Source organism: Bradyrhizobium sp. CCBAU 45321, from assembly GCF_028128975.1.
GTDB classification, from domain to species: Bacteria; Pseudomonadota; Alphaproteobacteria; order Rhizobiales; family Xanthobacteraceae; genus Bradyrhizobium; species Bradyrhizobium yuanmingense.
Genome location: NZ_LFKZ01000129.1, coordinates 65,966 through 79,450 on the forward strand (window position 1 = coordinate 65,966; position 13,485 = coordinate 79,450).

The window sequence follows — 13,485 nt, forward strand, 5'->3', positions numbered from 1 at the left end:
CATCAGCTGCGCGGAAGCCGATCTCAACGAGACCGATTTTATTTTCCACGATGCGGCAACCACGAGAAAATCGTGGACGTCTCAATCGGTTAGATCAACAGATGCGTGAAAGCGCCTCACTCGAACAGTGGCGCCAACTGCATCTGCGGCACCAGCACGAGGCCCTTATCGGTGATGCGAATTTCCGGAATGACCGATAGCGGAATCAAATTGAAGCCCATGTACGGGATGGTGCAGCCGGCCTCGGCCCATTCCTTCTTCAGCGCCTTGACCTCTTCGGCCACCACCGTGACGCGCTTGTCGGAGAGGAGGCCGGCGATTGGCAGCGGAACCAGCGCCCTCACCTCGCCGTCGACGACGACGCAAACGCCACCCTGCCGCTCCTTGATGGCGGCGATGGCGACCTGCATGTCGCCCTCGTTGGTGCCGGCGACGATGAGATTATGGCTGTCGTGCCCGACGCTGGACGCGACCGCGCCGCGCTTCAGGCCGAAATCCTTCAAGAGGCCATGGGCGACGTTGCCCGCGGATTTGCCATGACGCTCGACCACCGCGACGAAGCAGAGGCCATAGCGCGCGAACAGCGAGGGCCAGTCCTTGGCCGGTTCGATCGCGACCTTGTCGTGGATCAGCGTGATGCCAGGCAGCGCGGTCTTGATCGCGTTCACGGTGCAGGCCTTGGCCGGCAATTCGGGCGTGAGCTTCATCGTCTTCGGCAGCTTGACGGTCGCATAGGCTACCGTGGGATATTGATAGCGCTGCGACAGCGCCTGATCGAGACGCGGCGTGATCTTGCCGTGCTCGACCACGAGCTCGCCGCCGTACCAGGTGCATTGCGGCTTGAGCTGATCGTCCATCAGCACGAGATCGGCGCGGCGGCCGCCGCCGAGCCCGCCGATATCGCCTTCCATTCCGAAGCGCGTCGCGCCATGCAGCGAGCCCATCGACCAGGCCTGCTCCGGCGACATCCCCGCCTTCACGGCTTCCCGCACCACCCAGTCGAGACCGAACAGCAGGAGATCGTCGGCGTCACGATCGTCCGTGCACACGGCGGTGCGCTTGTGCGAGGCCCCGAGCTCGGTGATCGTTCGGATTGCTTGCGGCAGCGAATGCCAGGGCGTGGTCGGCGGCCCGCCGCGCAAAAACACCCAGACGCCGGCATCGAGCAGATCATCGGCGATGTCGCGGTCGATCGCCTCATGGGTGTCGGTGACGCCGGATGCCGCATAGGCCGCGACGAATTCGCGGCCATAGACATGCCCGGACACGGGACGCCCCCGCTTCAAGGCTGCGGCGAGGATGGCATGGCTGCGCTCGTCGCCCATCGTGACAGGCACGAAATCCATCTTCTCGCCAAGCGCCACCGCTTCGGGCCAGCGGTCGAACAGGCCGGCTATCTTGTCCGGCGTGAGGTCGCCGCCTGCCGTCTCCAGTTCCGCCGAAGTCGCGGGGACGGTGCTCGGCACGGTCAAGAAGATAGAAAGCGGCGCCTCGCGCGCGTCCTCCAGCATCGCCTCGACACCGGCGACATCCATGACGTTGCCGATCTCGTGGCTGTCGCAGAAGATCGTCGTGGTGCCGTTGAGGAGCGCGGCCTCTGCATAGGCGCAGGCCGTCACCATCGAGGATTCGATGTGAATGTGCGGATCGACGAGGCCCGGCGCGATGATGCCGCCGGCCGCGTCATAAAGCGGAATATCGCTCCAGGCCTTCTTCGCTGTACCGGCCGGCTTCACCGCCGCGATGCGGCCGCCGGTGATCCAGACCTCGCGCCCCGGATGGATACGCTCGGAATAGGTCGAGAGCACGCGCGCCCCCGTGACGACGAGATCCGGCGCGACACGAACTGAAGCGACGTCGGCGAGGCGCCGCGTCATGCTGTGCAGCGGCGCGACGGTGAAGCGGGTGAGCTTGGTCATGGGAACCTCGCATGGCGTTACGGGCAAGCCATGGTTACGCCCCGCGCCACACCGGGCAAGCTCAAATATGGCGGCGCGTCCTGCTTACGTCTTAGGCGCAGCAGCGCTGGCTGGCCTTGCACGTCGACGCGGGTTCCGCGCTCTCGGCGCCGCCGCAGTGGCGGGTTTAACCCGAATCCGCATCGACCGGCCCTTCGGCTCGTCGATCTCGAACGAATTGGTTTTGCGCACCAGGTCGCTCAGCTTGCGGAAACCATACGTTCTCGGATCGAAATCGGAGGCGAGATTGGCGAGTTGCCGGCCGACCTCTCCGAGCGTCACCCAGCCGTCCTCGCTCTCCATCTGGGTGATGACCTTCTTGATCACGGGCACGGCGGCATCAGGCGGTTGAAGCGACGTCGGCCTTACGACGGCATCCTGATTGTTCACCGGCGCGGCAAGCAGATTCTCCGTATAGACGAATCTTCGGCAGGCCTGCCGGAAACTCTCCGGCGTCTTCTGCTCGCCGAAACCAAACACATCGATGCCCTGCTCTCGGATGCGTGCGGCAAGGCGCGTAAAGTCGCTGTCGGACGACACCAGGCAAAAGCCATCGAAGCGTCCGCTGTGAAGCAGGTCCATCGCATCGATGACAAGGGTGATGTCGGATGCATTCTTGCCGGTCGTGTAGGCGAACTGCTGCTGCGGAATGATGGCGTGTTTCGACAGAATGTCGGCCCAGCCCCTGGAACGGGCATTGGAGAAGTCGCCATAAATGCGGCGAACGCTGGCCTCGCCGATCTTGGCAATCTCCTCGAATAGCCCATCCGCGATTTTGGCGGAGGCATTGTCGGCATCGATCAGGACGGCCAGACGAGGCGAGCGAACTTCCGATGGCATGACAATTCCCCAGGGCAGACGCAGCATTAGAACATGTGTGCGTCAGAACGGCTAATCCTCGTTCGCCTTGAACCGGCCGAGCCCCCTCAAGACGAACGGCGCCACCAGTGCGATCAGCGCGACGCCGAGCAGCGTCGCCGAGATCGGGCTCTGCAGCAGCGTCATGGGATCGCCGAGGCTGATCGCAAGCGCGCGGCGGAGCTGGCTTTCGGCGATAGGACCGAGGATGAGGCCGACGACGACGGGCGCGATCGGGAAATCGAACCGACGCATCAGGAAGCCGAGCACGCCGAAACCGGCCAGCATCGACAATTCCACGACCGACGGCTTTGCCGCGATGGTGCCCATGGTCGCGAACACGAGGATGCCGGCATAGAGCCAGGGCTGCGGGATCGCGAGCAGCCGTACCCACAGGCCGACCAGCGGCAGGTTGAGCACCAGCAGCATCATGTTGGCGATGAACAGGCTGGCGATCAGGCCCCACACGAGGTCGGGCCGCTCGGCGAACAGCAGCGGGCCCGGATTGAGACCATATTGCTGGAAGCCCGCCAGCATCATCGCGGCCGTCGCCGAGGTCGGCAGGCCCAGCGTCAAGAGCGGCACCAGCGTGCCGGCGGCAGAGGCGTTGTTGGCAGCTTCGGGGCCGGCGACCCCTTCGATCGCGCCCTTGCCGAATTCTTCGGGATGCTTCGTCAGCCGCTTCTCAGTCGAATAAGACAGGAAGGTCGGGATCTCCGCGCCGCCGGCCGGCAGCGCACCGATCGGGAAGCCGAACATGGTCCCGCGCAGCCATGGCTTCCAAGACCGCTTCCAGTCCTCCTTGGTCATCCACAGCGAGCCGCGCACCGGCTCCAGCTTCTCCTCGGTGTGGTGGCGGCGCGATGCGACGTAGAGTGCCTCGCCCACCGCGAACAGGCCGACCGCGAGCGTTGTGACTTCAACGCCGTCGAGCAATTCAGGAACGCCGAACGCAAGCCGCGCCTGACCGGTCAACTTGTCGATGCCGACGAGACCGAGTGTCAGACCGATGAACAGGCTGGTCAGGCCGCGGACTGGGGAATCGCCGAAGGTCGCCGACACCGTGACGAAGGCGACGCACATCAGCGCAAAGTAATCCTCGGGGCCGAAGCGCACGGCGACATCGACCAGCCATGGCGCAAGGAAAGCCAAGCCAATGGTGGCGATGGTGCCGGCGACGAAGGAACCGATTGCCGAGGTCGCGAGCGCCGGCCCGCCGCGGCCGGCCTTGGCCATTTTGTTGCCTTCGAGCGCAGTCGCCATCGAGGCGCTCTCGCCGGGCGTGTTGATGAGGATCGCTGTGGTCGATCCGCCGTACATGCCGCCATAATAGATGCCGGCGAACATGATCAGCGAGCCGCCGGGGTCGAGCTTGTAGGTCACCGGCAGCAGCAGCGCGACCGTCAATGCCGGGCCGATGCCGGGCAGAACGCCCACGGCCGTGCCGAGGAACACGCCGATCAGCGCGTAAAGCAGGTTCATCGGCTGGACGGCGACCGCCATGCCGTGAGCCAGCGCGGCAAAGGTATCCATCACAGCAGTCGCTCCAGCGGGCCGGCAGGCAGGCTCAGCGTCAACAACCGGTCGAACGCGAGATAGATGAGGGTCGACATCACGAGAGCGATGACGGCGTCGATGAGGATGGCACGGCGTCCGAAGGCCGCCGAGGTCGTCACGAACAGGGCCGAGGTCGCCAGGATGAAGCCGCCGCCAGAGCCGATGATGGCGATCAGCAGCGCCAGACCGACGAGAATCAGAACCACAGGAACGGGATCGGCGCTCTCGCGTGCCGGCAAATTGCCGCGCAGCGCGTCGATGAAATTGCCGATCGCAAGCAGCGCAAGGCCGCAGGCGACCACGACCGGCATCGCCTCCGGTCCCATCCCGTACATCGCGGCGGATTGCAGGCCGCGCGCGTCCCAGACCAGCACGGCGGCGAGCACCGCAAGCGATGCCGCGATGACGAGGCCGGCGCGGTCGACACGCCGCGGCGGCTGGACGGGATCGCCCGAGGTCATGACTTGACCAAGCCGACCGATTTCAGCACGTCGGTGACCCGGGCCGTTTCTTTCTTCAGGAAGTCGGCAAAAGCGTCGCCGCCGAGATAGGCGTCCTCCCAGCCTTTTTGCTTGAGGATCTCCTTCCAGGCGTCAGACTTCGCCATCTTCTCGACCGCATCGTTCAAGGTCTTGCGCTGCTCCGGTGTGATGCCGGGAGGCGCGACCACCGAACGCCAATTGGCGATCACGAGGTCGATGCCCTGCTCCTTGAAGGTGGGGATGTCGCTTCCTGCGATGCGCTTCTCCGAGGTCACGCCGATCGCGCGCAGCTTGCCGGACTTGATCTGCCCTTCATATTCGCTCAGCCCCGAAATGCCCGCGGTGACCTTGCCACCGAGGATCGCCGCCAGCGACTCGCCGCCGCCGGAGAACGGGATGTAATTGATCTTCTTGGCGTCAGCACCGACGGCGCCGGCGAACAAGGCCGCCATCACATGGTCGACGCCGCCGGCCGAACCGCCGGCAAAGGTGACCTTCGCGATATCGGCCTTCACCGCGGCGGCCAGGTCCTGCGCGGTCTTGATCGGCGAATTCGTGGGAACCACGATCACCTGAATTTCCTCGGTGAGCCGCGCGATCGGCGTCACCTGCTCCAGCGTCACCGGCGACTTGTTCATGGCGAGCGCGCCGACCATGACGAAGCCGTTGACCATCATCTGGTTGCCGTCGCCCTTGGCGCCGTTGACGAACTGCGCGATGCCGACGCTGCCACCTGCACCGGGAACATTGGTGACCTGCACGCTGCGGGCGACGCCCGCAGCCACCAGCGCCTGCTGCATCGAGCGCGCGGTCTGGTCCCAGCCTCCGCCCGGAGCCGCCGGCGCCATCAGCTTGAGCTCGAGCTGCTGGGCAAAACCCGGATTGGCTGCCGCCAGGGTCAACGCAACGGCTGCGCCGACAAGGCGCGCGGGAAATCGGAACATGAGGGCATCTCCAGGCTCATGCGGACGTTTGCCGCATTGTGTCGTTTGGTCGCATATCAACCAAAACGGCCGATGCTGTCCAGTGAGATCCCCAAGAGCCCCTTTAGCGGGGCGCTGGGATCACCCCGCCAAGCGCGGCCGTCAATTCGGCCGCAACTTCCCGGACGATCTGCCCGATCTCCGGCAACCGTTCGTCGGTAACGCGGCTGGTCATGCCGGATACGGAGATCGCGGCAAGCGGTTCAGCCAGTGCGTTGTATACCACCGCGGCGACGCAGCGTAGCCCGATCTGCGCCTCCTCATCGTCAACAGCAAAGCCCTGCTTGCGGATTTTCTCGAGCTCCCTGAACAGGTCGCTCGGCCGCACGATCGACTTCTCGGTCAGGCGGGGCATGCCGTGATGGCGGATGACGGCGCCGACGTCCTCGTCTGAATAGGTTGCGAGCACCGCTTTGCCGACGCCGGAGGTCACCATGGGGACGCGGCCACCGACCTTGGTCAGCGAGCGCATGATCTCGCGGCTTTCCATACGAGTCAGCACGATGATGAATTCATCGTCGACCACGGCGAGATTGGCCGTCTCGCGGGTAAGATCGCGCAGCTTACGCAAATATGGAATTGCCTGTGCGGAGAAATTGCGTCGCCGCGCAAAGCTGGCGCCGACCGTGAAGCTGCGCACGCCGACGTGCCATTTGGATTCGCCACGGTCGAACTGCACGAAACGGCGGCTTTCGAGCGTTGCGAGCAGCCGGTGCACGGTGGACGCCGACAGGCCGGTGCGGATCGCGAGATCGCTCAGACGATAGCCTTCGTCGTCCTCGGCCAACGTCTCGATGATCGACAGTGCGCGGTCGACCGATTGCACGCCACCGTCGCGGCTCTCGTGATCGGCCTCCGAGGCCGATTTGGGCTCGAGCGATTTGCGCCTGATCACGTTCTTGCTCATCGCGACCTGACCGTTCTCCCTCGCCCCGCTTGCGGGGAGAGGGTCGGGGTGAGGGGAGTCTCCGCAAAGACGGTGAGAGACGGATTCGTGGAGAGTCCCCTCACCCGAATTGCTTCGCAATTCGGCCTCTCCCCGCAAGCGGGGAGAGGTGAACGCAAGCTCAGAGCAGCCCTGCCCCGCGCGCCCACTTGTACTTGGCGCCAAGCACCTCGACCGGCAGCTCGGTCGAATAGGCGTAAGCCGGGATGCCGTTCTGATAGAGATATTCGGCGGCCTCCTCGACCTCGACGTCGCCAGCGAGCGAGGCGACCATCGGCTTCACGAAGCCCTTGGCCTCCATCTCCTTCTTCACCTCGACCATGTTGCGGGCGAACACCATCGGCGGCGTGACGATGGTGTGCCAATAGCCGAGGATCAGCGCGTGGATGCGCTCATCCGACAGGCCGAGCTTCACGGTGTTGACGTAGGTGATCGGCGGCTCGCCGCCGGTGATATCCACGGGATTGCCGGCCGCTCCAAACGGCGGGATGAACTTGCGGAAGGCCGCATCGAGATCCGGCGGCATCGACATCAGCGACAGGCCGTTATCGACGCAGGAGTCCGACAGCAGCACGCCCGAGCCGCCGGCACCGGTGATGATGAGAACGTTCTCGCCCTTCGGCGTCGGCAGCACCGGTACGCCGCGGGCGAATTCGAGCAACTGGCGAAGTGAGCGGGCACGGATCACGCCGGACTGCTTGAACACGTCCTCATAGATGCGATCGTTGCCGGCGAGCGCGCCGGTGTGGGACGACGCCGCCTTCGCGCCGGCCGAGGTCCGGCCGGCCTTGAGCACCACCACCGGCTTCTTCTTGGACACGCGCTTTGCGGCTTCCGCGAAGGCGCGGCCGTCCTTGAGATCTTCGCAGTGCTGGGCGATCAGATTGGTGTTCGGGTCCTGCTCGAAGAAGGCGAGCAGATCGTCCTCGTCGATATCGGACTTGTTGCCGAGGCCGACGATCGCCGAGACGCCCATCTTGGCCGAGCGCGAGAAGCCGATGATGGCCATGCCGATGCCGCCCGATTGCGACGACAGCGCCGCATGGCCCTTGACGTCATAGGCGGTGCAGAAGGTCGCGCAGAGGTTGGCGGGCGTATAATAGAAGCCGTAGATGTTCGGCCCCATCAGACGGATGTCGTACTTCTTGCCGACCTCGACGATCTCGGCCTGCAGCTCCGGCGCGCCAGCTTCAGCGAAGCCCGACGGAATCAGCACCGCGCCCGGGATCTTCTTCTCGCCGCATTCGGTCAGCGCGGCCGCGACGAATTTCGCGGGGATTGCGAACACGGCGACGTCGATCACACCCGGCACGTCCTTGACGCTCTTGTAGGCCTTGTAGCCGAGGATCTCGGCGGCCTTGGGATGGATCGGATAGATCTCGCCCTTGTAGCCGCCGTTGATGAGGTTCTTCATCACGGAATTGCCGATCTTGCCGTCCTCCGCGGAGGCGCCGACCACGGCGACCGCCTTCGGCTGCATGATGCGGTTCATCGCCGCGACGATCTCATCGGTCGGACGCGGCTTCGGCTTGGGCTTGTAGGCGAAGTCGACCACGATGCGGACGTCTGCGGCCGTGGCATCCTTCGGCGTCGCGAACACCGGGTTGAGGTCGAGCTCGACGATCTCAGGGAAATCGGTGACGAGCTGCGAGACCTTGACGATGACGTCGGCGAGCGCGTTGCGGTTCACCGGCTCGCCGCCGCGCACGCCTTTCAGGATCTCGTGCGCCTGGATGCCGTCGAGCATCGAGAGCGCGTCTTCCTTGGTCGCCGGCGCGAGGCGGAAGGTGATGTCCTTGAGCACCTCGACGAGCACGCCGCCGAGGCCGAAGGCGACCAGCTTGCCAAACGAGCCGTCGGTGATCGAGCCGACGATGACCTCGGTTCCGCCGGCCAGCATCTGCTGCACCTGCACACCTTCGATCTTGGCATCGGACTTATATTTCTTTGCGTTGCCGAGGATGGTCTCGTAGGCCTTCTCGGCCTCCTCGGTCGTCTTGAGGCCGACGATGACGCCGCCGGCTTCGGTTTTGTGGAGAATGTCCGGCGAGACGATCTTCATCACGACGGGGAAGCCCATGGACGAAGCCATCTTGCCGGCCTCGCCCGCCGACTTGGCCACGCCCTCCTTCGGCACCGGAATGCCGTAGGCGTCGCAGACCAGCTTGCCTTCCGGGGCCGTCAGGCTGGTGCGATTGTCCGCCTTGACCTGGTCAAGCACCTTGCGGACGGCATCTTTGGAATTGGACATGTGGCTTCTCCCTTGACCTCAGTTCGTTCTTTTCAAAGCGCGCGCGTGTTTGCGGCTGCCCATGATGCTTGCCATTCGCCGCGCTCTGTTCCATGCGGCGGTACGGAGTGGCATAAGCCTCAAGACTACTCCGCCGGCATGGATCAAAAATGGCTGGCGATGGCATTTGGTATGCCAGAAGCCAACTTGTCAAGCTGGTGCATGGCCTAGAAGGCCGCAAAAAATAGGCAGCTTGACATTCTGGCATGTGGTATGCCAAAAACTTTCCAGTTAATATTCCTGTAAAAGACGACTCCCCACTGGAGGAGATTCGTCGTGTCACTACGGAAACCAACCAAGGCGTTGCCGAACATGGCCGAGGCAGACATCGCAATCGTTCGTATTGCCCCGGAGAGCAGCTTCAAGAACAAGGCGTATGACGCCTTGAAGGAAGCCATCCTCAAGATGGACATCTACTCGACGCCCGAGCCGGTGATGCTCGACGAGCGCGCGCTGTCCGAACGGCTCGGCGTCAGCCGCACGCCGATCCGCGAAGCGATCGCGATGCTGGAGCAGGACGGTTTCGTGAAGACCGTTCCCCGCCGCGGCATCATGGTGGTGCGCAGGACCAAGAGCGAGATCGTCGACATGATCCGCGCCTGGGCGGCGCTGGAGAGCATGGCCGCCCGCCTCATCACCACCACCGCGCGCAAGAAGGACATCACGGCGCTGCGCGACTATTTCAAGGATTTCGGCAAGGACCGACTGCCCGAGGATCACGTCGAGGAATATTCGCGCGCCAACATCGCCTTCCACCAGGCGCTGATCTCGCTGTCGGAATCCCCCGTGCTGGTCGATCTCACCAACGACCTCCTCTTGCACGTGCGCGGCTATCGCCAGCTGACCATCGGACGCAAGGACCGCACCGCCACGTCACTGCCCGAGCATCTCGGCATCATCGAAGCGCTGGAAGCGCGCGACACCGAGCTTGCCGAGAAGCGCGCCCGCGATCACACCCTCGGCCTTGCCGCTTACGTCGAAGCGCACGGCCAAGAACTGTTTACGTAACTGTTCACTTAAGCAACGTTCACCAGAAGGGCGAACAATTCGCCCCAACGACCTTGAGACCAGGGAGACAAGGCCCATGCTGAATACCGCGACCAAGTCCGAAGCACCGGGCACCGAGCAGGAACTGACGGATGGCTTCCATCTCGTCATCGACGCGCTCAAGCTGAACGGCATCAACACCATCTATAATGTGCCGGGCATCCCGATCACGGATTTGGGCCGCATGGCGCAGGCCGCGGGTATCCGCGTGATCTCCTTCCGCCACGAGCAGAACGCCGGCTACGCCGCCGGCATCGCTGGCTATCTCACCAAGAAGCCCGGCGTCTGTCTCACGGTGTCGGCGCCCGGCTTCCTCAATGGTCTCACCGCCCTCGCCCATGCCACCACCAATTGCTACCCGATGATCCTCGTCTCCGGCTCTTCCGAGCGCGAGATCGTCGACCTCCAGCAGGGCGACTACGAGGAGATGGACCAGCTCGCGATCGCAAAGCCGCTGTGCAAGGCGGCCTATCGCGTGCTGCACGCCCAGGACATCGGTATCGGCTTCGCCCGCGCCATCCGCGCTGCGGTCTCAGGCCGTCCGGGCGGCGTCTATCTCGACCTACCGGCCAAGCTGTTCGGCCAGGTCATGAACGCCGAGGCTGGCCAGAAGTCGCTGGTCAAGGTGATTGATGCTGCGCCCGCGCAGATCCCCTCGCCCGCATCCGTGAAGCGCGCGCTCGACGTGCTCAAGAGCGCCAAGCGTCCGCTCATCATCCTCGGCAAGGGCGCGGCCTATGCGCAGGCCGACGAGGAGATCAAGAGCTTCGTCGAGAAGAGTGGCGTGCCGTTCCTGCCCATGAGCATGGCCAAGGGCCTGCTCCCCGACACGCATCCGCAATGCGCCGGTGCGGCCCGCTCGACCGTGCTGAAGGAGTCCGACGTCGTCATGCTGATCGGCGCGCGGCTGAACTGGCTGCTCTCGCACGGCAAGGGCAAGAGCTGGGGCGAGGCACCGAAGAAATTCATCCAGGTCGACATCGAGCCGAAGGAGATGGATTCCAACGTCGAGATCGTCGCGCCAGTCGTCGGCGACATCGGCTCGGTGGTATCCGCCTTCAACCAGGCGATGGGATCATCCTGGACCGCGCCGCCCGCCGAATGGACCAAGGCCGTTTCGACCAAGCGCGAAGAGAACGTCGCCAAGATGGCGCCGAAGCTCATGAACAACAAATCGCCGATGGACTATCACGGCGCGCTCGGCGTGCTGAAGAACGTCATCAAGGACTATCCCGAGGCGATCCTCGTCAACGAAGGCGCCAACACGCTCGACCTCGCCCGCGGCGTCATCGACATGTACCGCCCGCGCAAGCGTCTCGACGTCGGCACCTGGGGCGTGATGGGCATCGGCATGGGCCAGGCGATCGCGGCCGCGCTCGAGACCGGCCACCCCGTGCTCGCTGTTGAAGGCGACTCCGCGTTCGGCTTCTCCGGCATGGAGGTCGAGACCATCTGCCGCTACAACCTTCCGATCTGCGTCGTTATCTTCAACAATGACGGCATCTATCGCGGCACCGACGTCAACGGCGCCAACTCCGATCCGGCGACCACCGTGTTCGTCAAGGGCGCGCGCTACGACAAGATGATGGAAGCCTTCGGCGGCGTCGGCGTCAACGCGACCTCGCCGGACGAGCTGAAGCGCGCCGTCAACGACGCCATGAAGTCCGGCAAGCCGACGCTCATCAACGCGGTGATCGATCCGGCCGCGGGCTCGGAGAGCGGCCGCATCGGCAACCTCAATCCGCAGAGCGTTCTGCAGAAGAAGAAGTAAGTCCACCCCTTAAACCCATTACGCCCTGCCGGGTGCAGGGGCAGACAGAGTACGGAGCAAACACGATGACCAAAGCGCTCGAGGGCGTTCGCATTCTCGACTTCACCCACGTCCAGTCAGGACCGACCTGCACGCAGTTGCTGGCATGGTTCGGCGCCGACGTGATCAAGGTGGAACGCCCGGGCGTGGGTGACATCACCCGCGGCCAGCTGCAGGACATCCCGAACGTGGACAGCCTGTATTTCACCATGCTCAACCACAACAAGCGCTCGATCACGCTCGACACCAAGAACCCCAAGGGCAAGGAAGTCCTCACCGAGCTGATCAAGAAGTGCGACGTGCTGGTGGAGAATTTCGGCCCCGGCGTGCTCGACCGCATGGGCTTTCCCTGGGAGAAGATCCAGTCGATCAACCCGAAGATGATCGTCGCCTCGATCAAGGGTTTTGGCCCTGGACCGTACGAAGACTGCAAGGTCTATGAGAACGTCGCCCAGTGCACCGGCGGCGCCGCCTCCACCACCGGCTTCCGCGACGGCGTGCCGCTCGTCACCGGCGCGCAGATCGGCGACAGCGGCACCGGCCTGCATCTCGCGCTCGGTATCGTCACCGCGCTCTACCAGCGCACCCACACCGGCAAGGGCCAGCGCGTCACCGCGGCGATGCAGGACGGCGTGCTCAACCTCTGCCGCGTCAAGTTGCGCGACCAGCAGCGCCTCGCGCACGGCCCGCTCAAGGAATACAGCCAGTTCGGCGAAGGCGTGCCGTTCGGCGATGCCGTGCCGCGCGCCGGCAACGATTCCGGCGGCGGCCAGCCCGGCCGCATCCTGAAGTGCAAGGGATGGGAGACCGATCCCAACGCCTACATCTACTTCATCACCCAGGCTCCCGTCTGGGAGAAGATATGCGACGTCATCGGCGAGCCCACCTGGAAGACCGATCCGAACTACGCCAAGCCGGCCGCGCGCCTGCCGCGCCTGAACGAGATATTCGCCCGCATCGAGCAGTGGACGATGACGAAGACCAAGTTCGAGGCGATGGAGATCCTCAACAAGGACGACATCCCGTGCGGCCCGATCCTGTCGATGAAGGAGATCGCGGAAGACCAATCGCTGCGCGCGACCGGCACCGTCGTCGAGGTCGACCACCCCACCCGCGGCAAGTACGTCTCGGTCGGCAACCCGATCAAGCTGTCGGATAGCCCGAGCGACGTGCAGCGCTCCCCGCTGCTTGGCGAGCACACCGACGAGATCCTGCGCTCGGTGCTCGGCTTCAGCGATCACCAGGTCGCCGAGATCCACAAGTCCGGCGCGCTCGACCCGCCGCAGAAGCAGGCCGCGGAGTAAGCGGGCCACATTTCACGAGACCAAGGGGCTGTCCGAAGGGGCGGCCCCTTTTGCTTGTGAAGGCTGCAATCGCAGGCTCAAGATCAAAACTGGAAAACAACCCCATGCACAGTAGCCATCCCATTGGTCCGCAACGATATTTCTGATTCGACGAAAAAATTCTGACCCGTCGGGCAAAACAGGGGTATTATGCCATCGTGGATATCATGCCGGGAGCGCACATCGGGCGCTCGCTGCTGCACATCGGACG

Annotated in this window: 10 protein-coding genes; 3 read left to right on the forward strand and 7 right to left on the reverse strand. The window is 64.2% G+C overall.

Translation table 11 applies throughout. The annotated features are described in order from the left end of the window. Positions 1–116 precede the first annotated feature (116 nt). From ACM43_RS30195 to ACM43_RS30225, 7 genes are all read right to left on the reverse strand, one after another. Positions 117–1,919, reverse strand: coding sequence for an adenine deaminase C-terminal domain-containing protein (locus ACM43_RS30195; protein WP_271545155.1), 1,803 nt, complete (start codon positions 1,917–1,919; stop codon positions 117–119). Between the two features lie 84 nt (positions 1,920–2,003). Then, positions 2,004–2,798, reverse strand: coding sequence for an NYN domain-containing protein (locus ACM43_RS30200; RefSeq protein ID WP_271545156.1), 795 nt, complete (start codon positions 2,796–2,798; stop codon positions 2,004–2,006). 51 nt (positions 2,799–2,849) lie between these two features. Beyond that, positions 2,850–4,349, reverse strand: a complete 1,500-nt coding sequence (locus tag ACM43_RS30205; RefSeq protein WP_271545157.1) for a tripartite tricarboxylate transporter permease — start codon at positions 4,347–4,349, stop codon at positions 2,850–2,852. Beyond that, positions 4,349–4,834 carry a tripartite tricarboxylate transporter TctB family protein gene (locus tag ACM43_RS30210; protein ID WP_271545158.1) on the reverse strand — a complete coding sequence of 162 codons (486 nt, stop codon included), beginning with the start codon at positions 4,832–4,834 and terminating at the stop codon, positions 4,349–4,351. The genes ACM43_RS30205 and ACM43_RS30210 overlap by 1 nt, the downstream gene beginning before the upstream one ends. Beyond that, positions 4,831–5,799, reverse strand: a complete 969-nt coding sequence (locus tag ACM43_RS30215) for a Bug family tripartite tricarboxylate transporter substrate binding protein (RefSeq protein ID WP_271545159.1) — start codon at positions 5,797–5,799, stop codon at positions 4,831–4,833. The genes ACM43_RS30210 and ACM43_RS30215 overlap by 4 nt, the downstream gene beginning before the upstream one ends. A gap of 103 nt (positions 5,800–5,902) precedes the next feature. Continuing rightward, the gene (locus ACM43_RS30220; protein ID WP_271545160.1) at positions 5,903–6,745 is read right to left on the reverse strand and encodes an IclR family transcriptional regulator; all 843 of its coding nucleotides are present in this window, start codon (positions 6,743–6,745) and stop codon (positions 5,903–5,905) included. 160 nt (positions 6,746–6,905) lie between these two features. Next, positions 6,906–9,035, reverse strand: coding sequence for an acetate--CoA ligase family protein (locus tag ACM43_RS30225; protein ID WP_036005664.1), 2,130 nt, complete (start codon positions 9,033–9,035; stop codon positions 6,906–6,908). Between the two features lie 351 nt (positions 9,036–9,386). On the opposite strand from ACM43_RS30225, the gene ACM43_RS30230 reads away from it, so the two are divergent. The 3 genes from ACM43_RS30230 (at position 9,387) to frc (ending at position 13,235) form a co-directional block, all read left to right on the forward strand. Continuing rightward, the gene (locus ACM43_RS30230; RefSeq protein WP_157282741.1) at positions 9,387–10,082 is read left to right on the forward strand and encodes a GntR family transcriptional regulator; all 696 of its coding nucleotides are present in this window, start codon (positions 9,387–9,389) and stop codon (positions 10,080–10,082) included. A 76-nt stretch (positions 10,083–10,158) separates the two neighbouring features. Next, the gene (gene oxc / locus ACM43_RS30235; RefSeq protein ID WP_271545161.1) at positions 10,159–11,892 is read left to right on the forward strand and encodes an oxalyl-CoA decarboxylase; all 1,734 of its coding nucleotides are present in this window, start codon (positions 10,159–10,161) and stop codon (positions 11,890–11,892) included. A gap of 65 nt (positions 11,893–11,957) precedes the next feature. Further along, positions 11,958–13,235 carry a formyl-CoA transferase gene (frc, locus tag ACM43_RS30240; protein ID WP_271545162.1) on the forward strand — a complete coding sequence of 426 codons (1,278 nt, stop codon included), beginning with the start codon at positions 11,958–11,960 and terminating at the stop codon, positions 13,233–13,235. The last annotated feature ends 250 nt before the right edge of the window (positions 13,236–13,485 follow it).